We start from the raw sequence: 25,308 nt of genomic DNA, 5'->3' as shown, positions 1-25,308 counted from the left end.
TAAACGTCTGTCGCCTCGTTGTGTTGCCGGACTGACGTTGCCGGCCAAACAAGGCACTGTGTTCGAAATACTCGATCCTGCGTTGAATTGTCTTGCCGTCGCGATTGGCTCGGGCGCTCTCAGCTTTCCGCATTGACCCCAAGCGTGGCGAGCAGTGCCGACTTGTCGAACTGCCAGGGAATCGGCGGCTCGAACACGGCGTAGCGAAGGTGTCGCAGAAATGCCTTCCGCGTGATCTCGCGCCCGCCCAGCGAGGCCAGATGCGACGTGTTCTGCTGGCAGTCTATCATCTCTATTTTATGGTGGCGCAAGTGTCCGACGAGTGCCGCGAGCGCGATTTTTGATGCATCAGTGCGGTGCGCGAACATCGATTCGCCGAAAAACATCCGCCCGAACGACACGCCGTAAAGACCGCCCACGCGCCTGCCCTCGAACCAGCTTTCAATGCTGTGCGCGCGTCCGTCGCGGTGTAAAGACGAATACGCCTCCACGATGTCCGCCGTGATCCACGTGCCGCGCTGGCCTTCACGCGGCGTCTGCGCGCACGCGCGCATCACGCCGGCGAAATCGTGATCGACGCGAATTTCCCACGCTGCGTCCTTTAATACCCGTCGCAGCGTCTTGCGAAGTGAATCCGAGACCTTGAATTCATCCGGAATCAGGACCATGCGGGGGTCCGGGCTCCACCAGAGGACGGGCTGGCCATCGGAATACCAGGGGAAAATTCCGTGCTGATAGGCATCGATCAAACGTGAGCTTTGCAATTCGGCGCTCGCCGCGAGCAAACCGGGCGCGCCGCTCGCCTCGCCGAGTGCGCGCTCGACGGGCGGAAACGGATCGTCGGATGCGAGCCATGGAACCATGATGCGGGGCGGCGCTCAGCCTTCGCGCAGTGAGCGGAAGATGTCGCCGGTGTGCAGCGAATAGGTGCCGGCGGCGCGATCGGCAAAAAAGAAACGCAGCGTCTGGCCGACGGTCGGGAACGCAATTTCGTCCCAGGGAATCTCGCTTTCATCGAAGAGTTTCACTTCGAGGCTTTCCTCGCCGGCATCGATATCCAGATCGAGCAAACGCGCCAGATAAAACAGATGCACCTGATGCACATGCGGCACGTTCAGCAGCGTGAAGAGGCTCTGGATCTCGACGCGTGCGCCGGCCTCTTCCAGCGTCTCGCGCGAGGCGCCTTCGCTGGTCGTCTCGTTCATTTCCATGAAACCCGCCGGCAGCGTCCAGAAGCCGTAGCGCGGTTCGATCGCGCGGCGGCACAGCAGAACCTTGTCGTCCCAGACAGGGACGGTTCCGACCACGTTGCGCGGATTCTGATAATGCACCGTTCCGCAGTTGCCGCAGACGAAACGTTCGCGGTTGTCGCCGGGAGGCACAAGCAGGCTAACTTCGTGGCCGCAGACGGAGCAGAATTTCATAGGGGAGAAGTCTGAAAGTGTCGTGCGAGTGTATCACCGAGGCCGGGGCGCGCGGACGGGTCGCGGCCGCGTTGCGGTTGCATCGGCGACTTGTCCGGATGGTCTATGGCCCCGGATCGGGTGCGAGCGGGCGGACGCTTCTGGCTACAATATAAGTCCTTCGGATGCGGCGCTTTTTTTGCGTCGTCCATTTCACGGTCACTAACTCATCCTGCCGATGTCCACCACGCCCGCCGCATCACGCCCGCCGATGTTGTCCACCGCCGACGCGCTCGCCACCTTGCTCGCGGCCGCGCGCCGGGTGGACGGCACGGAAACCGTCGACTGCTTCGACGCGCTCGGCCGCGTGCTCGCCGCCGACGTGGTGTCGCCGCTCGACGTGCCGCCCATGCGCACGAGCTCCATGGACGGCTACGCGGTGCGGGCGGCGGATCTCGCCGGGGCTTCCGGCTCTAACGGTGTGACGCTCCCCGTGTCGCAGCGCATTCCGGCCGGCGCCATAGCCGAGCCGCTGGCCGCCGGCACGGCCGCGCGGATATTTACGGGTGCGACCGTGCCGCCGGACGCGGACGCCATCGTGATGCAGGAAATGGTTCGTCTCGATAACAACGGCGCAAGCTTCTCGCAGGCTCCGGCAGAAGGCGAGTGGATCACCCGGCAAGGCGCTGATATCCGTCGCGGCGCTGTCATCCTGGCCGCCGGGACGCGGCTCACACCGCAGGCATTGGGGCTGGCAGCATCGGTGGGATGTGCTGCGCTCGAGGTCGCGCGGCGCGTGCGCGTGGCTGTGTTTTTCACCGGCGACGAACTCACCACGCCCGGCGAGCCGCTGCGCCCGGGCGCGATCTACAACTCGAACCGGTACACCTTGCGCGCGCTGCTCGCCACGATCGGCTGCGAGGTGACGGACCTCGGAATCGTGCCGGACCGGCTCGACGCGACCCGCGAGACGCTGCGGCGGGCGGCACGCGATCACGACCTGATTCTTACGTGCGGGGGGGTGTCGGTGGGAGAGGAAGATCACGTCAAGCCCGCCGTGGAAGCCGAAGGGCGCATTTCCATGTGGCAAATCGCGATGAAACCCGGCAAACCGCTCGCGTTCGGCGCGGTCAGGCGCGAGGCTTCCCGGGCGGAAGACGAGGCGTTTTTTATCGGCTTGCCGGGGAATCCGGTTTCGAGTTTCTGCACGTTCCTGCTGTTCGTGCGGCCGTTTATCCTGCGACTGGCGGGCGTGGACGCGGTCGAACCGCGCGTGTATTCCATGCGGGCGGATTTCACGCAGAAAAAGGGTGATCGCCGCAACGAATTCCTGCGCGCCCGTGTGAACGCCGCCGGCGGTCTCGACGTGTTCGGCAACCAGAGTTCGGCGGTGCTGACATCGACGGTATGGGGTGACGGACTGATCGATAACCCTCCGGACCACGCCATCCAGGCCGGCGAAATCGTGCGTTTTATCCCGTTTTCAGAACTGATGCGTTGAAGGCAATCATGAAAGTCGAGTTGCGGTTTTTTGCGAGCGTGCGTGAAGCGCTCGGTGTGGCAAATGAAAGTGTCGAAGTGCCGGACGGCGTTGCCAACGTTGGCGATGTCCGTGCCTGGCTGCGCGCGCGCGGCGGCGTGTGGGCCGAGACGCTGGGGGAAGGGCGGTCGCTGCGCATGGCTTGCAACCACGAGATGACGGACCCGTCGCGGCGCATCACGGACGGCTGCGAGGTCGCGTTTTTCCCTCCGGTCACAGGCGGCTGAGATGACCCGGATTCGCGTGCAGGAAACCGATTTCGATATCAGCGCCGAGGTCGCCGCACTACGTGCCGACAACCCCAAGGTCGGCGCGGTTGCATGTTTTGTCGGGACGGTTCGTGATCTGAACGAAGGCCATACCGTCCAGGCCATGGAACTGGAACACTATCCCGGCATGACCGAAAAGGCGCTCGAAGCGATTGCAGGCGAGGCGCGCGGGCGCTGGCCAGGATCGGATGTGTTGATCGTGCATCGGGTGGGAAAGCTGCTGCCGCTCGATCAGATCGTGCTGGTCGCGACGACCGCGGTGCATCGGGCGGAAGCGTTCGAATCGTGCGCGTTCGTGATGGATTACCTGAAAACGCAGGCGCCGTTCTGGAAGAAAGAGAAGACCGAGCACGGCGAGAAATGGGTCGATGCACGCGAATCCGACGACGCCGCGCGTGCGCGATGGGGCGCCGCGGCCCGCTGATCAGGACTTCTCGCTGCCTGTGTCCGTCACATTCACGGGAAACGACGTAGCACCGCTGCGATCGCGCAGATGCTCCGCCGCTTCCGTTTCCCGCTCACCTCTGCGCAAGCGCCTGAGCGACGCCAGCAGCGCAACCTGTGCCTCGGGAATGCGATAGTCCCAGCCAAACTTGCTCAACTGCAGGCTTTGCGCAATGCGCAGCGCCGGTTCCATGAACTGGACTGCGGCGGCCGGTTCGTACCGGCTTTCGACGGTATCAAGAAATAGCGTGATCCAGCGCGCAAAGTGCTGCGGTTCGATATCGCCAAGTGGCCGGTGCGCTTCCTGCACGTTGCCGCAATAGTCCTTCGTCCCGAGCACGAGGCTCGACCAGAAAGTCGTCATCTTCGCGAGATGAGCGTCCCAGCGCCCTGCCAACTCACGCGCGAAGATCGGGCCGAGCAGCGGATCTTCATCTACACGACGGTAAAAAACTTCGACGAGTTCGCGGATGTTGGCTTCGCTAGCCTGCGAGGCGCGAACAGGCGGCGTGGGCTGGACTGCGGGATCGGTCATGGCTTGAATGCGTTTCGTGCAATGGTTGAAGCGGCTGAACCCGCGTTTTATACCGGTCCTTTATTCGCGGACCAAGCCTCAGAACAAGGGCGATTTCGAAGAAAAGTGAATAAATGGGAAATTTGTCGCAGAATAGCGCCCATGCCGTGAAATACGGTTTCACGTTCTCCTGCGAGTTGGCGTCTCATGATAATCGACGTTTCAGCGTGAAACCTCCGTCGTGTCAGCGACGGCTTGCCGCGGCGACGATGACGCTCGAGCCGAGTCCGGACATACGCATGTCGGCTCCGGCCCCTACGTTCAGCCTTCCATCGCCGCGCCGCGCGGTTTGCCCGTGTGCGTGCCCGACGACCCTTGGCGCGCGATCCCTGCGCGTGAACGGCGCCGCCAACGCGCCACCTTTCAAATCGATGCGCCCGCCCATGCGGCATCGAAGCGCGACTGAATAACGCGATTGTTACGCGATTACCCTAATGCGACTAACCGATTACACCGATTATTCCCTGCGCGTCATGCTCTATCTGGCCGTGCGCCCGGAAGGACTGGCGACGATCCAGGAAATCTCGGAGGCGTACGGCATCTCGAAGAATCATTTGATGAAAGTGGTGCAGCGTCTTGGAGAACTGGGCTGGGTCGAAACGCTTCGCGGCCGTAACGGCGGCCTGAGGCTCGACTCTCGTACGCCGCTTCTGACCATCGGCGAGGTAGTGCGCAAGACAGAAAATGATTTTTCCATCGTCGGTTGCTTCGCCGGGGACCATGAAGCGCATCGGCATTGCGTGATCCAGTCGCACTGCCAGTTGAGAGGCGTGTTTGCGGCGGCGCGCGATGCTTTCCTCGCCGAGCTCGACCGGCATACCATAGGGGATCTGGCGTCGCCGGCGGACGAGCTGGCGGGTTTGCTCGGTATCGTGCGGTTCATGCCTCACCCAAGCTCGGACAAAGGCGGATCGGGTCAGAGCGCCGGTCGAACTTAGGCCTTCTGCTACCTGCTCCAAAGCTTCCGCATCCTCGGCTTCCCTCGCGCCCGATTTAACGATTTATCCAAAAAATTGCCGTTTTCGGGCACCGAAGCGCTTGAAAGTGCCGGATCGCGCCTCATTTTGAATACATCCCATTTGGAGGTCTCAATATGAGAATCGACAAGCTCACGACCAAGTTTCAGGAAGCACTGGCCGACGCGCAGAGTCTCGCCGTCGGCAACGACAATCAATACATCGAACCGGTTCATCTGCTTGCTGCGCTGATTGCGCAACAGGACGGTTCGGCGCGCTCGCTGCTCTCGCAGGCGGGCGTTCAGGTTCAGGCGCTGGAAACCGCGTTGAAAGACGCGATGACGCGTTTGCCGCAAGTCCAGGGCACGGACGGCAACGTCCAGGTCAGCCGCGACCTTGCCGGCTTGCTGAACAGCGCGGATAAAGAAGCGCAAAAGCTCAACGATACTTTCATTGCGAGCGAGATGTTCCTGCTCGCAGTTGCCGATGACAAAGGCGACGCGGGCCGTCTTGCCAAGCAGCATGGCTTGACGCGCAAGGCGCTCGAAGCCGCGATCAACACCGTGCGCGGCGGCGGCCAGGTGCATAGTCAGGATGCCGAAAGCCAGCGCGGCGCGCTCAAGAAATACACCGTCGACCTGACCGAGCGCGCTCGCGCCGGGAAGCTCGATCCGGTGATTGGGCGTGACGACGAAATCCGCCGTTCCATCCAGATCCTGCAACGGCGGACGAAGAACAATCCGGTGCTGATCGGCGAGCCGGGCGTGGGCAAGACCGCCATCGTGGAAGGGCTTGCGCAACGGATCGTGAACGGCGAAGTGCCGGAATCGCTCAAGAGCAAGCGCGTGCTTTCGCTCGACATGGCCGCGTTGCTGGCCGGCGCGAAGTATCGCGGGGAGTTCGAGGAGCGGCTCAAGGCCGTGCTGAGCGACATCGCGAAGGACGAAGGGCAGACCATCGTCTTCATCGATGAAATCCATACCATGGTCGGCGCCGGCAAGGCCGAAGGCGCGATGGACGCGGGCAACATGCTCAAGCCGGCGCTCTCGCGCGGCGAGCTGCATTGCATCGGTGCGACCACGCTTGACGAATATCGCAAGTACATCGAAAAGGACGCGGCGCTCGAACGCCGTTTCCAGAAGGTGCTCGTCGACGAACCTTCGGTGGAAGCGACCATTGCGATCCTGCGCGGCTTGCAGGAAAAGTACGAACTGCATCACGGCGTGGAGATCACCGATCCCGCGATCGTCGCGGCGGCGGAGTTGTCGCATCGCTATATCACGGACCGTTTCCTGCCGGACAAGGCTATCGACCTGATCGATGAAGCCGCGTCGCGCATCAAGATGGAAATCGATTCGAAGCCTGAAGAGATGGACCGGCTCGACCGTCGTTTGATCCAGTTGAAGATCGAGCGCGAAGCTGTGAAGAAGGAGAAGGACGAAGCATCGCAGAAGCGCTTGCAATTGATCGAAGAGGAAATCGAGCGGCTGGATCGCGAGTATTCCGACCTCGAGGAAATCTGGATGGCGGAAAAAGCCGCCGTGCAGGGCAGCGCGACGCTGAAGGAAGAGATCGAGAAAGTGCGCGCGGATATCGTGCGTTTGCAGCGCGAAGGCAAGCTCGAGAAGGTCGCCGAATTGCAGTACGGCAAGCTGCCCGGGCTCGAGGCGCAATTGAAGCAGGTGACGCAGGCCGAGACCGCCGAGCAAAGCAATCCCACGCGGCCGCGCCTGTTGCGCACGCAAGTCGGTGCTGAAGAGATCGCGGAAGTCGTGTCGCGTTCGACCGGCATTCCTGTGTCGCGGATGATGCAGGGCGAGCGTGACAAGCTGCTGCAGATCGAAGCCAAGCTGCATGAACGCGTCATCGGTCAGGACGAAGCGATTGGCGCCGTGGCCGATGCAATCCGCCGCTCACGCGCCGGTTTGTCGGACCCGAACCGGCCGTATGGTTCGTTCCTGTTCCTCGGGCCGACGGGCGTGGGCAAGACCGAGTTGTGCAAGGCGCTCGCCGCGTTCCTGTTCGATTCGGAGGATCACCTGATTCGTATCGACATGAGCGAGTTCATGGAGAAGCACAGCGTCGCCCGTTTGATCGGCGCGCCGCCGGGTTATGTCGGTTATGAAGAGGGCGGGTATCTGACCGAGCTCGTGCGGCGCAAACCGTACAGCGTGATCCTGCTCGATGAAATCGAGAAGGCGCATCCGGACGTGTTCAACGTGCTGCTGCAAGTGCTCGACGACGGTCGCATGACCGACGGGCAAGGGCGCACCGTGGACTTCAAGAATACGGTGATCGTGATGACATCGAATCTTGGATCGCACGTGATCCAGTCGATGGTCGGCGAGCCGCACGAAGCGGTGAAGGATGCCGTGTGGGAAGAGGTCAAGCTGCACTTCCGGCCGGAGTTCCTGAATCGTATCGATGACGTCGTGGTGTTCCATTCGCTCGACCGCAGCAACATCCAGTCGATTGCGAAGATCCAGTTGCAACGGCTGCATGAACGGCTTGCGAAGCTGGAGATGCAGCTGGATGTATCGGACGCGGCACTCGAGTTGGTCGGCAAGGTGGGTTACGACCCGGTGTTCGGCGCGCGGCCCTTGAAGCGCGCGATCCAGCAGCAGATCGAGAACCCGGTCGCGAAGCTGATCCTGGCCGGCAAGTTTGGGCCGAAGGACGTGATCCCTGTGGATGTTCGGGACGGGGAGCTGGTGTTCGATCGCGTCGTGCATTAAGACGCTTTGGTGGTGCGATGAAACGCCCGATGAGGTTTATCGGGCGTTTTTTTTCGTGGTTGGAGCAAGAGCGTGTTTGGGTATACCCCGTTAGCGAACTTTGGGCATCGTGATAATCTGCGACCAAGTTATCTGACGTCGTATCTAAAAAGCGTCGCTCATACTTGAAAGTCCTCCGTTATAAAAGGCGAAAGTCATAGGACGTCCGTTCTAATCACCTCCAACTCACATCATTTCATGACGAAACTGAACTTCTTGTTGGCAGCGACAGTCGCGTGCGCCGCGTCGGTGAACGTCTACGCCAAGACCAGCGATCAGGCGTCCCTTGACTCTGCCGTCAGGCGCCTGCATGCCGCGATGATCGCGGCCAACGGCGCCGAACTCAAAGCGCTGACCACCTCGACTTTGAGCTACGGTCATTCGAACGCTTCGGTTCAGAACCAGCAGGTTTATATCGATACGATCACGAGCGGGAAGACGCACTACAAGCGCATCGACCTGACCGAGCCGAGCGTGACGCTCGCGGGCGATAACGCCATCGTCCGGGATCATTTTTCGACAACGGTGGAAAGCGACGGCCAGCAGACCGATGTCGAACTCGATCAGTTGATGGTCTGGAAGAAGGGCGGCAACGGCTGGAAGCTGCTCGCGCGCCAGGGTTTCAAGCATTGACGAAAAAGGGCAACGGATTACTCCGATGCCCCTTCGTCACTTCAAGCAAACACAATAAAGAGAAGAACCCTCAAGCCTTCGGCTCTTCATTCTTGCCGAACAGGCCGCCCAGACCGCCGAGCGAACCCAGCACGCTGCCGAGATCAAGCTTGCCGTCCGCCGGCACTTCGCCGTTCGGCGTTGCCTTGTCGACGAGTTGCGGCAGCACGGAGGCCAGCATGCCGCTCAACTGATCGCCCGACACACCTGCCTTCTGTGCGAGATCGCTGACTGCGCCCGACCCGAGCACGTTGGTCAGGGTGTCCGAGCTGATCGGCTTGTTTTCGCCATGACCGATCCATGACGACACCACATCACCTGCGCCATTTTCATGGAAGCGCTGGATCAGGCCGGTCAGGCCGCCTGGCTGGTTGTTGATGAATTCCATGGCGACAGCGACCAGACCGGCCGGTGCTGCGCCGCCACCTTCCGGTGACGATTTGCCGAAGGAGGAGGCGAGGGTATCGAGTAGGCTCATGGCTGTCTCTCTGAAAAGCGATACGGGTTGGGTATATCGCCCGGTTGTGTTGCAGTGACCGGGCGAACAAGGCGCCGTCCGTCAGGACAACGCGTGTTCTGCTGCAAAACGACCTGAGTGCGCTGAAGCTCAAGCGTCGTGTTTGTGTCCGTTTCACGAACGACACGCCCTTGCATCAAGTCAACGGCGCGCGAAAGAAACGCGCCGCTGTACTCAGGTTGCAGCCGCGTCGCTCGCGGCTTTCTTCTTCTTTGACTTCTTCGATGCCTTGGCGCCGCTCGCGCCAGATGCTGCATCGGCGCTGGCGGTGGTCGACCCGCTGGCGGCGTCGGCGGCTTTTGCTTTCTTCGATTTCTTCGCTTTCGGAGCCGATGCCGCGTCCGGCGTGACGGCAGGCGTGGTGGCCGTGGTCGCTGCAGGAGAGGTTGCGGCGGTGGCGGCGGCCGAAGACTTCACCGTCGATTTGCCCGGCGCGGCGCTCGTGCTGGTTGCAGGCGTCTTGGAGGGCTTCACGCCGGTTGGCGGCGCGGATGAACCACCGATGGTCAGCCCGGCTTCTTCCAGATGTCCTACGGACTTCGTGCCGAGCCCTTTCACGCGATTGGCGAGATCGTCGGCGTTCTTGAACGGGCCGTTCGCAGTCCGTTCGTCGATGATCGCCTTCGACTTCACCGGCCCGAGCCCTTTGATGGCTTCAAGCGAGGCCTCGTCGGCGGTGTTCACGTCAGTGGCGGCGAATGCCGCGCCCATCGACAACGAAAAGGCCAGAAACAACATCAACAGCTTTTTAAGCATGACAAGTGCTCCAGGTTGAAAACAGAAGGAGAAATCAGTGTCTCAGTGCCGCCCCGACTTTACTGGAAGCCTGGCCAGAAAGTCCAACTAGCATAGGACAAAACGACCGCCAGCATAATGGCGGCAACCGTGAATCGGTTCGGGCAGCATTAGTTTTGACAACATCGCCGGATAGTATTTTGCTGCGGCAGCGCTTTCGCTGCAGCGTTTCAATTCTCTTTTGCGATTATCACCAGATGCGTGGCGGATCGGGACGATCCTGTCGAGATTTAACAGTTTCTGAATGTCGCTGCGATTAATCTGTCTTTTGTCTTATAAAAATTATCAACAAAATCCGCCTTCGATCAGCCCTTGGTTTTGATTTCCACGAATGCGCCGCGAACCTCGAATTTCACGGAGTCGACGACTTCGCCGTGTTTATCGATGAGATCCAGCGTGTGATGTCCCGGCCACGGCAACCATGCCATGCGTTGTGCGCGTCCGGCCGGCTTGCCGTCCAGACGCCACGTGCTGCCCGAAGGCGCGCCTTGTCCGCTTTCGAACCAGACGCGCTGGCGGGCCGCGGGAATGTCAGGGTCGAGCGCGAAGATCGTGCCGTCGGTCGGCGTAGAGATTCGCGCCGCGCCGGAGTTATCCGCACCCTTTATGGTTCCCTCAGCATTCGCCGATAACCCGATCCGCGACATCTGCGTGCCGCTCAGGAACCAGTCGTCGCGCGCCGGTTCGATATCGTTCTGATACGTGATCTTCGTGCGCACCACGCCTTCGGGCGCAGCGGGCGCGCGGCTCGGCGTCTGCCGGTGCAGGTAGTTGACGAGCGCGGCCCACACGGGCGCGGCGCCCGTCACGCCGGAGACGTCCCACATCGGCGCGCCGTCGGCGTTCCCGACCCACACGCCGACCGTATAGCGCGACGTATAACCGACCGCCCAGTTGTCGCGCATGTCCTTGCTCGTGCCGGTCTTGACGGCGCTGAAAAAGCGCGTGGCGAGCACGCTGTCGAAGCCGAACGTACGCGTGCGGGCGTTGTTGTCGGCAAGGATGTTCGTCACGATAAAGCTCGCCTGCGGGCTGAAGATACGTGTTCCGGGCACGGCGGCAGGATGCACCGCCGCGTCGGACATCGAACCGGAGGTGCCGCCGTTCGCAAGCGTGCGATACGCGTTCGTGAGCGATGCAAGTGTCACGTCGGCGCTCCCCAAAGCGAGGCTGAAGCCGTAGTAATCGCCGGCCTGCGTGAGCGGCAATCCGAGCGAGACCAGCGTCTTCGCGAACTTGTGCGGCGTGACCATCACGAGCGTACGCACGGCCGGCACGTTCAGCGATGACCCGAGCGCCGTGCGCATGCTCACCCAGCCCTTGAAATCGTGATCGTAGTTCTGCGGGATATACAGGCCGCCGCCGGTCGCGAGGTCGAGTGGAGCGTCATCGAGCAAGGTGGCAGGCGTGAGACGTTTTTCATCGATGGCCTGAGCGTATAAAAACGGCTTGAGCGTCGAGCCGGCCTGCCGCAATGCGACGACCGCATCGACCTCCGGCGCATTCGATAACCCGCCCGCCGAGCCCACCCACGCGAGGATCTCGCCGCTGCGGTTATCGATCACGATGGCCGCCCCGTCGTGCACATTGCGTTGATGCGCGCGCGCGTTGAGTTCGAGCAGGGTGCGCGCGAGCGAATTGCGGGCGAAGCGCTGCAGGCGGGTGTCGATGGTGGACTTGATGCGCGCGCCGGCTTGCGGATGGACTTCATTCGCGATACGACGCGCGAAATGCGGCGCGAGCGATTCTGAATCGAACGAACGCTGCGCCGCCGATGCCGTGCGCGTGAGCGTCAACTGCACGTAGCTGTCGAGATTCACGCACGGGTCCAAAGTCGGCGTCTTAGCCCGGTTCATGTCGCGCAGGATTCCGCACGCCCGCGCCGAGACCTTCGCGTAATTCGCATTCGGCGCTCGCACGAGCGCCGCGGTCACAGCGGCTTCGCGCTCGTTCAAGCCGGATGGCGACTTGCCGAAGAGCGTCTGCGATAACGCGGACAGCCCCACGATCTCGCCGCGAAACGGCACGAGATTGAGATACGCCTCCAGGATCTGGTCCTTGCGCCACGCGTGATCGAGCCACAATGCGCCGACTGTTTGCGTCGCTTTTTCGGTAACCGATCTTCTGCCCGGCCGGCGATCGTCATCGATCAAACCGGTCAGTTGCATCGTCACCGTCGACGCACCCCGCGTTCGCGTGTTCCACAAGTTCGCCCATGCCGCGGCCGCGGCGCCGCGCCAGTCCACGCCGCTGTGCTCGTAAAAGCGCTTGTCCTCCGAGACCACGATCGCTTCGCGCAGCGCCGGCGATACATCCTGCAGCGCGACCCAGTCGCCGCGCCGTTCGGATGTATCGATGCGCGTGCGCTGCAGCGGCTCGCCATCGCGGCCAAGCAACACCCAGTCGGAACTGCGCCAGCCCGAGCGCACCTCGTCGAAGCTCGGCAGCGCGTAGGCCGAGCTGGCGAGCATGCATCCGAGAAGGGCGAGGGCGGCGCGTTTCACGGGTCTACTTTGCAGCGGTCGGTGATGAAGCAAGCGGCGCGATGACCACGGTCGCGTTTGGAACTGCACCGAACACGGACGGCGCGTACAGCGCTTCCACGCGCGTTGGCGGCAGCCCGAACGTGCCCGCGTTGTTCAGCCGGACCGTGTACTCGACCTGCAATTTGCCCTTCGGCAGATAGTCGTAATACGCGCGGTATCCATCGAAGCCACGTTCCACGAATGCCGGCCACGCGCCTTGCGCACTCTTTTCGCCTTCGGTGGCGGCTTCCGAGTCGCGGCCTAAGCCGGAGCCGAGGATCGTCGCGCCAGCCGGGACCGGATCGTTCACGACAACCCACGTCATGTCGCTTTGCGCTTCGATATCAAGATGCACGCGCACAATGTCACCGCGCGACAGCGTGCCTTTGACGGCGGGATCGATGGGCGTCACAGTCTTCGTGATCCGATACCCCGCCGCGAACGGCGCCTTCAACGCAACGGCCGCGAGACTTTCCATGGTCGCCCATGGTTTGCCTGTTCCGTCCTGCGTGAGGGTGAGCGCACCCTTGTCCCAGGGCAATGTCACGCTGTGCGAGCCCGGTGTGTTCCACGCGATCGCTTTATCTACGCTGCCTAACGCAATGTGCGTCTGCCCTGTCACCGGTGTGCTTTCAAACACACGCGAGAAACGTTCGACAGCAAGTTTGCCCCACAGATTCGAAGTCGTGGTGTCCCACGCGCCGTTCTTCTGCAACGCCAGCAATCCGCCGATCAGCCTCGGCATTTCGTCCTTCCAGGAAGGGTTGTCGGCGAAAAGCAGCGCCATGCGCGCCGCGTTCGTTTCCGGGCCGGTCATGAGCCAGTAGAGGTCGTCATCAGCCGCGGTCGAGAACGTCAGGCGCGTACCCGAATACGTCATGCGGGCGCGCAGGATCTGATCGATTTGCGCGCGCTGGTCGTCGCGCTGGGCAATGCCGTCCACGCGGGAAAGGATCGCGTAGTAGTCGAGCAGCGCGGACGTCGGCCACTGGTTCGGCGCGATGGTGATCGAGCCGAGCATGCGCGGCTCTGCGAGACCGTATCGCGACAACGCTTCGATGGCCGAGAGTTTCACGAAGTCGAGGTCCTGACGCGGCGACCAGAACTTGCGCTGGATCTTGCCTTCCACGAAGTTCGTCAATGCGCCCGCGAGCTTGTCGCGAAGGTCATCAGGCAGGGCGTAGCGGCGATCCGCTTTGGATGCTTCGTCGCTGACCGCAAGCAGATACGCCGACAACGTCGGACTGCCGTATGGGCGCGAATCATCGGACGGCGGGAAGTAGTTCGCGAGGCCGTCGCTGTCCAGATACGACGGCATGCGTGCAATCACCGTCTTCCATTGCGTGAGGTCGTTGAGACCCAGCGATCGCGATGTCTGTTGCTCAAGGCAGCTATACGGATAGCGCTCGAACCAGCGGCGCACGCCGGGCAGGCCATCGGCGAGTCTTGGCTGCAAGGTCACAGCAATCCCGCCGCGAATCTGCCCGTCGGCGGATGCCACTGCAGTCTCCGGAGGCGCGACCGGCAGCGTGAACGTGCCATCGACTTGCGTCATGGTGGCCTGCTGGACGGTCACGGGGATGGCCGGCACGACGCGTTGCGTGAGCTTGATCGCATCGGCGGCTTTCGGACCGCCTTGCTCGGCTGCGTTCACCTGCCAGTTCAACGCGCCCGTCGCCGCCATGCCAATGGCGTCCGGCGTGTTGATCTCCCACGAGATTTCCTTCGATGAATCCGGCGCGAGTTCCACCGTTTGCGCCTTCAGATCGAGCGAAGGCACGTTCGGCGTGACGACAACCTGCATGGTGCGCGCGGTCGTGTTGCGCAGCGTGAAGAGCGCGCGGAACTGGTCGCCCACGCGCACGAGCGGCGGCAAACCGGATATCAGTTGCAGGTCCTGCGTGCTGCGTATCGATGCGCTCCCGGTACCGAACTGCCCGGCGCCAACCGCCCCGATCGCAACGATACGGAAGCTCGTCAACGCATCGTTCAAAGGCACGTCGACCGACGCTTCGCCGTTTGCATCGAGCGTCAGGCGCGGATTCCAGAGCAGGAGCGTATCGAAGAGTTCGCGTGTGGCGCTGTGTCCGCCGCCGCCGCCCGCCGGCACCGCCTTGCGCCCGAAGTGACGCCGTCCGATGATCTCCATTTGCGCCGTCGATGTCTCCACGCCATATGCGCGCCGTTGCAGCATGGCGTCGAGCACGTTCCAGCTTTGATTCGGCATGAGTTCGAGCAGGGCTTCATCGACAGCGGCGAGCGCGATCTGCGTGCCGGCCGGCGCAGGCTTGCCGTCCGGCAACGTCACGCGAACCTTCACATGCGCCTTCGAACGCACGGCGTACGACTTTGCGTCGGGCGTCACCGTGACGCCCAGCTTGTGCACGGCCGTACCCACCTTGATCTCGCCGAGACCGTACCGGAAAGCGGGCTTCGACAAATCGACGAGCGGCGTGGGCGCCTCATATTGCCGGCCTTCGTACCAGAACGCATGCGCCCAGTCGAGCGGCGCTTTCCAGCCCCACGTGAAGAACGAATACCACGGCACTTCATGAATCCGGCCACGAATCGCGAGTACGGAGACATACACGTTCGGCCCCCACGTGTCCTGGACCTTCAATTCGATGGTCGGGTTCTTTCCGTCCAGTTCGACGACCTTCGTTTCCACGATCCCTTCACGTTCCACGGCCACGAGCGCGGTCGCAAAGCGGAACGGCATGCGCACCTGGAAGCGCGCGGTTTCGCCGGGTTCGTAGCTGGTCTTCTCGGGCAATACGTCGATACGATCCGTGTTCTCGCCGCCGAACCAGAGCTGGTCTTCCCGCGTGACCCAAACCGATGTCGTCGCGTTCGCGACACGTCCGTCACCGTCTTTCGCAATCGCGATCAGGTCGACGTTGCCCGCTTCCTTGAGTTTTGCATCGCAGGAAAGCAGCCCGTGGTCATCGCTCTTGCCGCTGCACAGCGTGCCGAGGTCCTTGATTTCGGTGTGGTTGTCGTAGGCGTAAAAACCGCCGACCATGCGTTTGCGCGAACTCGTCATGGTGCGCGCAACGCCGCGTATTTCCAGCGCAACGCCGGCGCGCGGCTTGCCCTGCAAATCGACGGCGAGCGCCTGCACCGGCACTGCGTTCCCGACCGATACCCAGTCGCCCGCCTTGATGCCAGCAGCCACCGCCGCAGGCCAGAGCGTCGCGTCGCCGCGCAGCGTCTGGATCTCGCCGTTCGGGTCCGCGAAGGTCGCTTCCAGCGCGAGCCGTTTCGGCGCCTCGACCGCGGGCAGCGATTTCAGCGTGAGCGTGCCCGTGCCGTTACGGTCGAGTGTGAGCGCGGTTTTATCGGCGACGAGTTTTGCCGTCGATGTATCTTCCTGCGCGCTCGAGTTGTCGTCGTCGCCTTCCGTTGCGGGCGCGCTTGCGCCATCGTCCGCAGGCTTTTTGTACGGCGCGAAGCTGAACGAATCGAATTGCGATGCAAACGGCGGCGATGTGTCTTTCATCAACGCCGACACTTGGACAGGCAGATTCGATGCCGGTCCGCCCGATACATATTCGATCTGCACCGCGAGCGGCGCTTCTTTGGCGGCGACAAGCGCGCCCGTCTTCTGGTCGCGAATCCCGATCGATCCCTTGAACACCGGAAGGCGGAATTCTTCTACGCGGAAACTGCCTGTATCGACGCTCATTCGGCCAGAACCGGCGCTTGAATCGTCGTCATCGTCGCCGGCGTCGGCCTTGCCGTCGTCGAGCGTCACGCTATATTCGCCGAGCTTTGCGGCGGAGGGAATCGGGAAGGTCGAATCGGCGCTGTGATCGGCGGCCCACTTGAGCGGCAGGTGATAGGTCTGGCCGCTGCCCAGATGACGGATCGTCACGCGCGACGGCATATGCGACGGGAACGCAAAACCGCTGAGCGTTTCCTCGCGCATCAAATGCTTCATGGATACCGTTTCGCCGGCGCGCAAGAGCGTCCGGTCGAACACGGTCGTGGCGCGGGTGGTCTGGTCGCGGCTCATGTCGGTCGGAACGTTGAAACGCCAGCTTTCGATACCGCGATTCCAGTCCGAGCGCACGAACGCCATGTCGGGACCGGTCTTCGGATCGTCCACACGTGCCGAGACGAAAAAGCCCGACCATTCCAGACTCTGTTCATCGCATTCGGCAGCCGCGGCGAGCGGCTTGTTCACGTTTGCAATGCCTTGCGCGTTCGTCGTTGCCGTGGCGATCTGTTCGCCATTGCAATCGCTGATGTCGACCTGCGCGTTGGGCACCGGCTTGCCGCTGTCGAGCGCAGTCACCCAAACGATGCTGTTCTCGCGCCCTTGCTTGAAATGCACGCCGAGGTTTGTCACAAGCACCGACGTACGCACGTACATGGCCTGCGGCTTGCCGAGCAGCGACGCGCCAAGCGCCGGCGACGCCATTTCGACCACGTAAAATCCCGGCTTCATGATCGGAATGCCGACCACTTCAAACGGACGTAGGGACTTCGGATCGGCCTGCGGCACGCTCAACGTCTCGACGCCGGGTTGCTTTGCGAGCAGCGACAACGAGCGGATATCGATCTGCGGATTTTTCGCTGTGCTCCCCACCGCGTAGACTGGCTTGATGCCGTTGTGCAGCGCCTGCGGCATCTGCTTCTCGATCTGCGAAACGGACATCGAAAAGCCGTCGAACTGGTCGACGGTCTTCATCCATCGGCGAATATCCGTATCGGCGTCCACGCGCAGTTTCGTCACGCTCGATGCTCCCGCGTTCAAGCCGCTGACCTTCAGGTCGGCTTCTACATGACGCAGCGTGACGGGCAACATGGCGGGCATGTTCGGTTCGGCGAAGCGCTCGATGATCCCGAATGTCGACGATGAAAACTTCGCCAGCGGTGGCATGGGAGCGGTCGCGGTCCTCAGCGGGAAGAGATCTGCGTTCGACAACTCACGGCCGCTCGCGTCCTTCAACCCACCAGGCAGTTCAATCGATAGATCCGCGTGTTCCGGCAACGGCGCCGCGAACTCGACCGTGCTGATCTCGCTATCCTTTTCGTCGGGATCGAAGGTCGGCGTTGCGTTGCCGCCCGGGCCACGCAGCGTGATCTTCGCGGCGTCGGTGCGCAGTACAGGCGAGTTGAAGCGGATGCGCAACGGGCGCAGCGGCGTGCAGGGCGCTTTTGCGTTTTCACGTTCGCAAGAGAAACTTGCGGTGAAGGGGGCGCGGACATCGAAGTCGAAACGTTTTTCCACGTCGTTCGCGAGACCGCTCGGGCCCGCGACGCCACGGCCATAGACGAGTTGCATCTTCGTGGCCGAGGGCAGGGTCTGCTGGCAGGCGAGCGTGAGGACGCGTGCACTGTCTTTTTCAAGGCGGAAGTGCTTGAGCAAGGCGGTGCGTGCGGTGGCATCGATGGACTTGACGGGAATGCGGTTACCCAAGCCGTTCGATTCGCACCAGATGTTTTGCAGCGCGGAGGCTTCCGTTGCCGGGCCGTTGAGCCTTACCACAAAGAACTGGTTCTCTTCGATGTCGCCATACCCCGGCATCACGCTCAGGACAAACGGGCCGCCCGTCTCGAAGCGATATTCGCGCGGTCCGGTAAGCGCGTTTCCAGCGTTTGATTTGAGGCCGTCGTTGAGCGCCACCGAGCAGCGCATGCCGGGCGTCAGGTCCTGATCGAAATCGTAGGCCCAGGTTTTATCGTCGACCCAGTGGGCCGAGCCTGACGCGGCACCCGGGGCCGGACCACCGCTGCAGTGCACCTGAGCCGGCGCCTTCGCGGCGGCGCCGCCGAAGGCGATCATGGGTTCGTCGAACTTGACCACGACTTGCCGGACCTGCGTGACCTTGCCCTGCGGTGAAACGCTTACCGTCCGGGCGGCGTCTGCGCGATGCGTCGCGCCGAGAAAGCCTATTGCCAGCAATGAGACGGCAGCGGCCGAAGCCAGCGTCCAGGTTTGTTTTTTTATGACGCTGATCATCGAATGCGCTCCGGGAAAAGCCAAAACCGCTGGCGATTTTACCGGAGCCTTACGTTAAGCTAAGCATTTGTTTCCATCGTGCGACAAGATTTGATGATTGTTTGCATCGGGTGCGCGTTGTTACGTGAAGATGCTATGCGGGTTTGGCGTCGGCGGGGATATGGCGGCGGCTGACGCGGCGCCAGTACAGAAACAGACCGATGCCCGCCACTCCCAGGCTCACCGAATTCGCGACCCAGAACCCGCGCGCGCCTTGTAGCGATTCAGGCGCAAAACCCCCTACATTGAAGCCAAGCAAATACCCGCCGCCCAGCCCGATTCCCCATAACGCAACGGCATAGATCACCGTCGGCACGACGGCGACCTTGTAGGCGCGCAGCACGAAGGCCGTGGTGATCTGGAGTGCGTCGAAGAGGTGGTAGAACACCACGATTGCGAGCAGCGGCATGGCTGCGGCAATGATCTGCGCGTCCGGCGTGTAGGCCATCAGCACGTAGGGCCGCAGCACGAACAGCGCGACGCCATATACAACAGCGATCCCGCACGAGAGCGCGATGCCGTGCCGTGCGAGGGAACGGGCGGCATCGAAATGTTGCGCGCCGATTGCCTGCGAGACGAGCGTGGCGGAGGCTACGCCAATGGAGAGCGGCGTCATGTACAGCACCGCGCCGATGTTCCCGGTGATCTGATGCCCGGCCAGTGTCGTCGTGCCGAAGTGCGAGATGAAAAGCGCCATGAACGTGTACGACGTCACTTCGATGAGATAGGACAGTCCCATCGGAATCCCGAGCTTGAGGAGCGCCTTCTGGCGTCGCCAGACGGGCCAGCAAAACCGCGAGAAGATGCCGAACGGCCGGAAGAATCCGACGCGTACGAGCACCGTCATTCCGACGATCGCGATCAGCCAGTTGATCAGCGTGCTGGCGATCGCGCAGCCCGGGCCGCCCAGCGCCGGCATGCCGAAGCCGCCGAAGATGAACCACAAATTGAGCGGCACCTTCACCACCAGCGCGCCGACTTGCAGGAACATCACGAGCCGCGGTTTGCCGACCGCATTGGTCAGCGAGCTATAGACGCGAAACGCGAGACTCGCGGGCAACCCCAGCGACAGGATGCGCAAATAGGAGAGGGTGCGTTCGTGCAGGACGGGTGGGGCATCGGCGATGCTCAGGAGCGGTTGCGGGAAGTACAGGCAAACGAAACCGATCACTGATAACACCGCCGCCAGCCACAACGCCTGGCGCACTTCCTCGCCGATCTCGGCTTCCTGCCGCGCGCCGAATAGCTGCCCGGCGATTGGCTGCAACGCCGTGAGGATGCCGGTCAGGCCAATGTAGACGGAAATGTATATCGATGAACCCAGGCCGAGCGCGGCGAGATCGGGTCGCGGAGAAGCGGCCGACCATGGCGGTATCGATCACGCCGAACGCGATGATCGCCAGTTGCCCGATCAGCACCGGCCACGCCAACGCGGCGATCTTGCGGACGTCCGGCCACATGGTCAGTTCGTGCCCCGGCGCAACGGCTTCGGCCCAGGCCTTCTGACGGGCGGAACCGGCCGCTCGATGCGCACGTACAGCCGGAAGCGTTCGTCACGGTCGGCGACGCGGCGGCCTTCCCAGACGAGCTTCCAGACGAACGTGGAAATGGACGACGGCTCGCCGTAGTCCTGCGTGTCCTGGCGCAGGATGACGTCGCAGTCTTCATCGAAGGCGAAGTGCATGCCGCCGAAATATGCGAACGTTGCGATCTGCGCATCGCCCAGACGTACCGGGGAAATGCACGTGTAGTCGGCCGGGAGATGATCGGCAATCTGCTCCGCCACGTCGCGATACGTCCGGCTGTAGTTCACGACCGGCAGCCACAGTGTCATCAGCAGCACCCACATCAGCGTCGTGCCGGCGCTCGACAGCACCACGCTGCGCCACAAGACCTTCGGATGCCGCGCGAGGCGCCAGCGCGCGAGCGAGAACCAGCAGACCGTCACGGCGACCGCGCACACGAACGACAGGATCTTGAATTCAGGCTGGAACCCCGGCGCGAGGCGCGCCAGGTTGCGCGCGAGCGGCGCCGGGAAACCGTACAAGCCGGCAGTCCAGACCAGCCAGACGAAGGTGGCGAGCAGGGTGAAGCTCAGCATGGCGAACCAGTCGATGGCGTTGATCGCGCCGCGCTTGAGCGTGGGCAAGGCGAACGTGGCGAGCACCGACAGCGGCGGCAGCAGCAACATGAAAAGCCGGTTCGACTGATGACTTTGCAGGATCACGAGCACCAGCAACGGCCCGATCACCGATACCGGCACTGCCACGTGCGGCGAACGCCGCAGTCCCGACCAGCTCACGAAGGTCCAGATGGCGAGCGGCCATGCGGGCCAGGTGAATAGCGGCAGGTTCTTGATTGCGTAGGACAGCGCCGGGATCGGCGAGCCGGAGAACGCGTCGAAACTATGACGCCACCATTGGCGCAGCCACCACTCGCCGTCGTCCGGGTAAAGATGCAGCACCGGCCAGACCCACGCGCCGATCAGAATGGCCGCGACCGGCACGCCGAGCACGAGCAGATAAAACGGCCGCACTTCACGCACGATCACGGTCATGGCCAGCGTGCAGATCAGGAGTGCAAGCACCAGCACCGGACTGCTCGACAAACCAACAAGGCCGATCGCCGCGCCCCAGATGAGCGCGCCTTGAATGGGTTTATCGCAACTGCGCACGAGGCCGTACACGAGCATGGCGGTACCGGCGAACTGGGCAAGCTGAGGCGTGGTTTCGTGGCCACGCTCGGCGAGACCAAAGCAGGCGAGCAAAATGAGCAGGGCGCCGTCGGCGAGCGTGCGGCCGTAGTCACGCGGTTCCGGTTCGCCGCCGAACGCGTACTTGAAGGGCTGCGCTTCGTCGCGGCGGCCGAGCAAATACGCCGTGTACCAGACAAACGCGCACGCAATACAAAAGAGCAGGCCGGTGACGACCCGCGAAGCGTTGCTGGCATCGACCCAAGGGCTCAGCAGGCGAATGAAACCCGCGCCGAACCAATAGATGAACGGGCCGTCGGAGGTCAGCGCCTTGCCGACCAGATTCGGCAATAGCCAGTCCTTGACGCTGCCGTTGGCCATCGTCCACATCACGCCGAAACCTGCCGCGTCCTCGTTTTTCCACGGATCGCGGCCGAACAGGCCAAACGACGCATAGACGATACAAATGGTCAGCAGCAGCCAGCGCGGCAGGGCGCTGGTTGCGGAGGCGGTCAGACGGATGACATTTCGCATGCGGTGGCGACAGGAAACAGAACGGATTGGGCGAAGCGGCGGCGCTGGATCAAGGCTGGCAAGCCCGGGAGCGCGCGGTTTTCGTGACGCTTTTTCGTCACTTTTTAGTTAGTGCAATTTTTAACGAATCCGGCATTGTAGACGGGAGCCGTCGCGTGCGTCGTTGCGGTGCGTAGACGACGGGCTTCCGACGAAAATTCAAGCGAAAAAAAAGGCAGCTTTCGCTGCCTTTCTTCAGTGCTGCAATTCTGCTGAATTACTTCTTCGACGAGAACGCTGCGAACTTCTTGTTGAACTTCTCGACACGGCCGGCCGTGTCCATGATCTTTTGCTGACCGGTGTAGAACGGATGCGATTCCGACGACACTTCGATCTTTGCCAGCGGGTACTGCTTGCCTTCGAACTCGCCGGTTTCGCGCGTGTTGATGGTCGAACGCGTAATGAATTTGAAATCATTCGACATGTCGACGAACAGCACTTCGCGGTAATTCGGGTGAATGCCTTCTTTCATGGTCTTTCCTTTGGTATCTGTTGGTAGCCAGCCCGCTCAACGTGCGCTCAGTATGACGTTTGTCACTTTTCCCGAGCGCGAGCCACTTGCCTGAGGTCGAAAACCGTGGATTATGCCAGAAAATCAGTCGCCTGGCATGTTTTTGGGGCCCTCTGGCCAGGCGCTTACGAAAGCGCGCCCACGTTCGCCGGGTCTTGCCGGTAGTAACGCGCGAGCAGCCGATACAACTCGGGATAGTCCCGTTCGAAGGCCGCCGGTTTCACGAACAGGGCCTCGCTGCACACCGCGAAAAACTCCGACGGATGGTCGGCCGCGTACGGATCGATCAGGGATTCGCGCTCGAAACGGTTCCATCGGCGGTCGGAAACGGCGTCGACTTGAGCGCAGAAATGGTCGTAGGCATGATCGAAGACATCGTTCCAGGCCACGGAATCGAGCGGCGCATGCCATTTGCGGTAGAGCGGCGGGTGTCCATCCGCCTCGCCGTTGAGCATGTCGATCTTGTGCGCGAACTCATGGATCACGACGTTGTACGCGTCCTCCCCGTCGGTCATCTGCGCGTCCTCCCACGACAACACCACCGGGCCGCCTTCCCAAGCCTCCCCGCTGGCGTCGTGTTCGATCTCATGCACCACGCCGTCCTCGTCCTCGACCGTTTTCTTGATGACGAACTCGCCCGGGTACACGATCACGCCCACCCATCCGCGATACAACTCCAGGCTCAGGTTCAGCACCGGCAGGCAGGCCTGCAAGGCGATGGAGACGATCATCGCGTCGGTCAGCGGCAGATCGTGCGCCGTCGAAAATTCCTTCTCGGCGATGAAAAGCGTCGTGTTCTCACGCAGACGCTCCAGGTCGCCAGCACTAAGATGGCCGAAAAACGGCAGCCGGTCGAACGTGGCTTGCCATAGCGCGTCATCGATCGCGTACTTGCGCAGCGCCCGTTCGCGACGATTCCCGCCGATCAGCCGGGTCAGAAAATTGGCCATGAGGTCCGTGTCAGTCTCTCGAATTCAGTCAATCTGTTTTTGCCATGCCGCGAACAGACCACCGCAAATCGCGACGCCCATCAGGAAATAAAAGCCATCGAGCGACGCCAGGAAACTCGCCTGCTGCGTAACCATACGGGAAATCGTCACGAGGGCGAGCGCGTGAGCCTCACCGGCCGTATGGCCGGCAGCGGCAAACCCGTGCGCCAGCGTGCCTGCGGCGTTCTGGAACTCCGGATTGTACGGATTCACGGCTTCGGCGAGCCGCGATTGATGCAGCGCCTGCCTGTGCTGCTCCACGATGATCACCGCCGCCGTCGCAAACGAGAGCGTCAACTGCCGCACGATATTCTTCAGCCGGTAGCCATGCGTGAACTCTTCTATGGCGAAGATCTTGAACGTGAGGTTCGCCACCGGCAGCACGATGAACAGCAACAGCAAGCCGCGCAGCAGCATCGGCAGGATGAGATCGATTTGCGCCACGCCCGGCGACATGCGCGTCATGATCCACCCGACCAGCGCTGCAATCGCAAACCCCGGCACGATGATCCATTTCTTCCGCGTGACGTACTTCGTATATTTGAAATAAAGGAAGAGCGCCGAACCCGATATCAGCGACGTCATCCCCACGAGCCGTCCGGCATTCTGAACTGGATAGCCCAGTCCTTGTTCCAGAAACCGCGAGATCAGATAGCTGAATCCCGTGGACTCGAAGTAGTAGAGCATGTACAGCACGAGGCCAACCTGGAACGAACGCTCGCGCAGCGCGTGAAGGCGAACGAGTGGGGCCGGGTGATGCCACTGATGCCACGCAAACCAGACCAGCGTGCCGATGCCGGCTGCCGTCAGCATCACGAGCGTCGGCGAGGTGGTGAAGTGCTCGAAGCGCACCTGTTGCATCACGATTTGCAATGCGCCCTGGGCGAACGCAAACACCAGATATGGCCAGAAGGACGTGGCGCCGCGTTCATCGCGATGAACATTGCCCGAATCGGGCAACGCGAGCATCGCAAGGCCCGCGAACGCGAAACCCACCGGCGCCGTGCATGCGAACAACGCGCGCCAGTCGAAATGCGATACCAGCCAGCCGCCGAACAACGGCGCGATCGCGCTGCTGCCCACGATCAGCAGCAGGAACGCGCGCGTCGCGCCGGCGCGTTTTTGCGGCGTGAAGCTGATCTGGATCAGGATGCGGCAGGCGCCCATCATCGGACCGATGAAGTAGCCTTGAAGGCCGCGTGTGAACGTGAGTTCCAGCGAGGTTTCTGCGAGCGCCGACAGGATCGCGCCGCACGCGTAGAACAACATGCAACCAGCCACGTATCGCCGATGCCCCAGCCGGTCGACCCACCATTGCTGCTGCAAGATCCCGAGCACGGCCGCGACCGCGTAAGCACTCGATGACCACACGAGCTCGTCCGGCGATGCATTGATGCCGCCCGCAATGTAGCTCGCGAAGAACGAGAAGATGGCGTTATCGAAGTAATCGAGGCCCGTTACCAGCGCCAGCACCCACGGGAAGAAGTCGCCTCGCAGCCGCTCGACTGCAAATACCGGCGCCCGCGCGCTCATTACTTCTTGCTCCCCGGTTTGGCGCGCGTCTTCGATTGTTGTTCGAGGAGCGCTTCGGCGGATTGGCCCGCAAGCCGCGCTTCCACGTAATCCAGATCGAGCCGCAGCTCCGCGCGTACGGTCTGCGCTTCTTTCAGTTCTCGACGCACGTTTTCGATACGGGTATCGATGGCATCGAGTTGCTGTTGCAAGCCGTTCTTGATTCCGGCCAGCGAATCCGGCGAATAACGGTTGTGGCCCGCATCGGTTTTTTCGAGCGGCCGCTTGAGCATCTCGACAATCCCGTGCAGCGAGAATCCGAGCGAGCGAAGCCGGAGAATGCGCCCAAACCGTTCCAGATCGTCTGCGTCGTATAGCCGATACCGCCCCTCGCTCCGGCTCGGCACAACAAGGCCGCGTTCTTCATAGTATTTCAGCGTGCGGGGCGTGACTCCGAGCCGCTCGGCGGCGTCGCGCACGGTCAGAAGTTCTTCGGACATGACGTTGGCCGGTTTGCGTTCCGGCGAGAAAGGTTTCCCTGAATTATAGATCAAC

At 62.1% G+C, this 25,308-nt stretch carries 19 protein-coding genes and 1 pseudogene; 7 read left to right on the top strand and 13 right to left on the bottom strand.

The features are described 5' to 3' along the window. Positions 1 to 119 precede the first annotated feature (119 nt). Together aat and AXG89_RS14575 are read right to left on the bottom strand one after the other, a co-directional pair. Positions 120 to 863: a leucyl/phenylalanyl-tRNA--protein transferase gene (gene aat / locus AXG89_RS14580; protein ID WP_061999565.1), complete on the bottom strand. Its 744-nt coding sequence runs from the start codon at positions 861 to 863 to the stop codon at positions 120 to 122. A gap of 15 nt (positions 864 to 878) precedes the next feature. Beyond that, positions 879 to 1,424 carry an NUDIX hydrolase gene (locus tag AXG89_RS14575; RefSeq protein ID WP_061999564.1) on the bottom strand — a complete coding sequence of 182 codons (546 nt, stop codon included), beginning with the start codon at positions 1,422 to 1,424 and terminating at the stop codon, positions 879 to 881. A gap of 217 nt (positions 1,425 to 1,641) precedes the next feature. On the opposite strand from AXG89_RS14575, the gene AXG89_RS14570 reads away from it, so the two are divergent. The 3 genes from AXG89_RS14570 to moaE are packed head-to-tail and all read left to right on the top strand — an operon-like array spanning position 1,642 to position 3,636. Beyond that, positions 1,642 to 2,904: a molybdopterin molybdotransferase MoeA gene (locus tag AXG89_RS14570; RefSeq protein WP_061999563.1), complete on the top strand. Its 1,263-nt coding sequence runs from the start codon at positions 1,642 to 1,644 to the stop codon at positions 2,902 to 2,904. A gap of 8 nt (positions 2,905 to 2,912) precedes the next feature. Next, positions 2,913 to 3,170, top strand: a complete 258-nt coding sequence (gene moaD, locus AXG89_RS14565; RefSeq protein ID WP_062000876.1) for a molybdopterin converting factor subunit 1 — start codon at positions 2,913 to 2,915, stop codon at positions 3,168 to 3,170. Position 3,171: 1 nt separating this feature from the next. After that, positions 3,172 to 3,636 carry a molybdopterin synthase catalytic subunit MoaE gene (gene moaE, locus AXG89_RS14560; protein ID WP_061999562.1) on the top strand — a complete coding sequence of 155 codons (465 nt, stop codon included), beginning with the start codon at positions 3,172 to 3,174 and terminating at the stop codon, positions 3,634 to 3,636. Here moaE and AXG89_RS14555 read toward each other — a convergent pair whose 3' ends face one another. Continuing rightward, positions 3,637 to 4,191 (bottom strand): group III truncated hemoglobin, encoded by a 555-nt coding sequence (locus AXG89_RS14555; protein WP_082771427.1) that lies wholly within the window; start codon positions 4,189 to 4,191, stop codon positions 3,637 to 3,639. A 220-nt stretch (positions 4,192 to 4,411) separates the two neighbouring features. Between AXG89_RS14555 and AXG89_RS42135 the strand changes: the two genes are divergently transcribed. From AXG89_RS42135 to AXG89_RS14535, 4 genes are all read left to right on the top strand, one after another. Continuing rightward, the gene (locus tag AXG89_RS42135) at positions 4,412 to 4,636 is read left to right on the top strand and encodes a hypothetical protein (RefSeq protein WP_143325528.1); all 225 of its coding nucleotides are present in this window, start codon (positions 4,412 to 4,414) and stop codon (positions 4,634 to 4,636) included. Between the two features lie 28 nt (positions 4,637 to 4,664). Beyond that, positions 4,665 to 5,168 carry an Rrf2 family transcriptional regulator gene (locus AXG89_RS14545; protein WP_062170034.1) on the top strand — a complete coding sequence of 168 codons (504 nt, stop codon included), beginning with the start codon at positions 4,665 to 4,667 and terminating at the stop codon, positions 5,166 to 5,168. A 155-nt stretch (positions 5,169 to 5,323) separates the two neighbouring features. Further along, the gene (clpB, locus tag AXG89_RS14540) at positions 5,324 to 7,921 is read left to right on the top strand and encodes an ATP-dependent chaperone ClpB (protein WP_061999558.1); all 2,598 of its coding nucleotides are present in this window, start codon (positions 5,324 to 5,326) and stop codon (positions 7,919 to 7,921) included. Between the two features lie 237 nt (positions 7,922 to 8,158). Continuing rightward, the gene (locus tag AXG89_RS14535) at positions 8,159 to 8,593 is read left to right on the top strand and encodes a nuclear transport factor 2 family protein (protein WP_061999557.1); all 435 of its coding nucleotides are present in this window, start codon (positions 8,159 to 8,161) and stop codon (positions 8,591 to 8,593) included. Positions 8,594 to 8,663: 70 nt separating this feature from the next. Here AXG89_RS14535 and AXG89_RS14530 read toward each other — a convergent pair whose 3' ends face one another. The 10 genes and pseudogenes from AXG89_RS14530 to AXG89_RS14485 form a co-directional block, all read right to left on the bottom strand. Continuing rightward, positions 8,664 to 9,110: a YidB family protein gene (locus AXG89_RS14530; RefSeq protein WP_061999556.1), complete on the bottom strand. Its 447-nt coding sequence runs from the start codon at positions 9,108 to 9,110 to the stop codon at positions 8,664 to 8,666. A gap of 213 nt (positions 9,111 to 9,323) precedes the next feature. Next, positions 9,324 to 9,905 carry a ComEA family DNA-binding protein gene (locus AXG89_RS14525; RefSeq protein ID WP_062170033.1) on the bottom strand — a complete coding sequence of 194 codons (582 nt, stop codon included), beginning with the start codon at positions 9,903 to 9,905 and terminating at the stop codon, positions 9,324 to 9,326. Positions 9,906 to 10,249: 344 nt separating this feature from the next. Continuing rightward, on the bottom strand, positions 10,250 to 12,448 hold the full coding sequence (gene pbpC, locus AXG89_RS14520) for a penicillin-binding protein 1C (RefSeq protein ID WP_062170032.1): 2,199 nt from the start codon (positions 12,446 to 12,448) through the stop codon (positions 10,250 to 10,252). Positions 12,449 to 12,452: 4 nt separating this feature from the next. Further along, entirely contained in the window at positions 12,453 to 18,437 is a 5,985-nt protein-coding gene (locus AXG89_RS14515; protein ID WP_062170031.1) for an Ig-like domain-containing alpha-2-macroglobulin family protein, read from the bottom strand. Positions 18,438 to 18,570: 133 nt separating this feature from the next. Next, positions 18,571 to 19,936: pseudogene (locus tag AXG89_RS14510) on the bottom strand (MATE family efflux transporter). 2 nt (positions 19,937 to 19,938) lie between these two features. After that, the gene (locus tag AXG89_RS14505) at positions 19,939 to 21,702 is read right to left on the bottom strand and encodes an ArnT family glycosyltransferase (RefSeq protein WP_061999553.1); all 1,764 of its coding nucleotides are present in this window, start codon (positions 21,700 to 21,702) and stop codon (positions 19,939 to 19,941) included. A gap of 256 nt (positions 21,703 to 21,958) precedes the next feature. Then, positions 21,959 to 22,213, bottom strand: a complete 255-nt coding sequence (locus AXG89_RS14500; protein ID WP_056363961.1) for a type B 50S ribosomal protein L31 — start codon at positions 22,211 to 22,213, stop codon at positions 21,959 to 21,961. A gap of 164 nt (positions 22,214 to 22,377) precedes the next feature. After that, entirely contained in the window at positions 22,378 to 23,202 is an 825-nt protein-coding gene (locus AXG89_RS14495; RefSeq protein WP_061999552.1) for a M90 family metallopeptidase, read from the bottom strand. A gap of 24 nt (positions 23,203 to 23,226) precedes the next feature. After that, positions 23,227 to 24,774 carry an MFS transporter gene (locus AXG89_RS14490; RefSeq protein ID WP_061999551.1) on the bottom strand — a complete coding sequence of 516 codons (1,548 nt, stop codon included), beginning with the start codon at positions 24,772 to 24,774 and terminating at the stop codon, positions 23,227 to 23,229. Next, positions 24,774 to 25,253 (bottom strand): MerR family transcriptional regulator, encoded by a 480-nt coding sequence (locus AXG89_RS14485; RefSeq protein ID WP_062000874.1) that lies wholly within the window; start codon positions 25,251 to 25,253, stop codon positions 24,774 to 24,776. Before AXG89_RS14485 ends, AXG89_RS14490 begins: the two co-directional genes overlap by 1 nt. Between the last annotated feature and the right edge of the window lie 55 nt (positions 25,254 to 25,308).

The organism is Burkholderia sp. PAMC 26561, from assembly GCF_001557535.2.
Lineage (GTDB): Bacteria > Pseudomonadota > Gammaproteobacteria > Burkholderiales > Burkholderiaceae > Caballeronia.
Note: the sequence above shows the minus strand (reverse complement) of the source record. Positions and strands in the feature narration are given on the sequence as shown.

What these genes read in the sequence shown, in the direction of transcription:
- aat (WP_061999565.1), bottom strand. Translation starts at nt 863, where the DNA reads ATGGTTCCATGGCTCGCATCCGACGATCCGTTTCCGCCCGTCGAGCGC.
- AXG89_RS14575 (WP_061999564.1), bottom strand. Translation starts at nt 1,424, where the DNA reads ATGAAATTCTGCTCCGTCTGCGGCCACGAAGTTAGCCTGCTTGTGCCT.
- AXG89_RS14570 (WP_061999563.1), top strand. Translation starts at nt 1,642, where the DNA reads ATGTCCACCACGCCCGCCGCATCACGCCCGCCGATGTTGTCCACCGCC.
- moaD (WP_062000876.1), top strand. Translation starts at nt 2,913, where the DNA reads ATGAAAGTCGAGTTGCGGTTTTTTGCGAGCGTGCGTGAAGCGCTCGGT.
- moaE (WP_061999562.1), top strand. Translation starts at nt 3,172, where the DNA reads ATGACCCGGATTCGCGTGCAGGAAACCGATTTCGATATCAGCGCCGAG.
- AXG89_RS14555 (WP_082771427.1), bottom strand. Translation starts at nt 4,191, where the DNA reads ATGACCGATCCCGCAGTCCAGCCCACGCCGCCTGTTCGCGCCTCGCAG.
- AXG89_RS14545 (WP_062170034.1), top strand. Translation starts at nt 4,665, where the DNA reads ATGCGACTAACCGATTACACCGATTATTCCCTGCGCGTCATGCTCTAT.
- clpB (WP_061999558.1), top strand. Translation starts at nt 5,324, where the DNA reads ATGAGAATCGACAAGCTCACGACCAAGTTTCAGGAAGCACTGGCCGAC.
- AXG89_RS14535 (WP_061999557.1), top strand. Translation starts at nt 8,159, where the DNA reads ATGACGAAACTGAACTTCTTGTTGGCAGCGACAGTCGCGTGCGCCGCG.
- AXG89_RS14530 (WP_061999556.1), bottom strand. Translation starts at nt 9,110, where the DNA reads ATGAGCCTACTCGATACCCTCGCCTCCTCCTTCGGCAAATCGTCACCG.
- AXG89_RS14525 (WP_062170033.1), bottom strand. Translation starts at nt 9,905, where the DNA reads ATGCTTAAAAAGCTGTTGATGTTGTTTCTGGCCTTTTCGTTGTCGATG.
- AXG89_RS14515 (WP_062170031.1), bottom strand. Translation starts at nt 18,437, where the DNA reads ATGATCAGCGTCATAAAAAAACAAACCTGGACGCTGGCTTCGGCCGCT.
- AXG89_RS14505 (WP_061999553.1), bottom strand. Translation starts at nt 21,702, where the DNA reads ATGCGAAATGTCATCCGTCTGACCGCCTCCGCAACCAGCGCCCTGCCG.
- AXG89_RS14500 (WP_056363961.1), bottom strand. Translation starts at nt 22,213, where the DNA reads ATGAAAGAAGGCATTCACCCGAATTACCGCGAAGTGCTGTTCGTCGAC.
- AXG89_RS14495 (WP_061999552.1), bottom strand. Translation starts at nt 23,202, where the DNA reads ATGGCCAATTTTCTGACCCGGCTGATCGGCGGGAATCGTCGCGAACGG.
- AXG89_RS14490 (WP_061999551.1), bottom strand. Translation starts at nt 24,774, where the DNA reads ATGAGCGCGCGGGCGCCGGTATTTGCAGTCGAGCGGCTGCGAGGCGAC.
- AXG89_RS14485 (WP_062000874.1), bottom strand. Translation starts at nt 25,253, where the DNA reads ATGTCCGAAGAACTTCTGACCGTGCGCGACGCCGCCGAGCGGCTCGGA.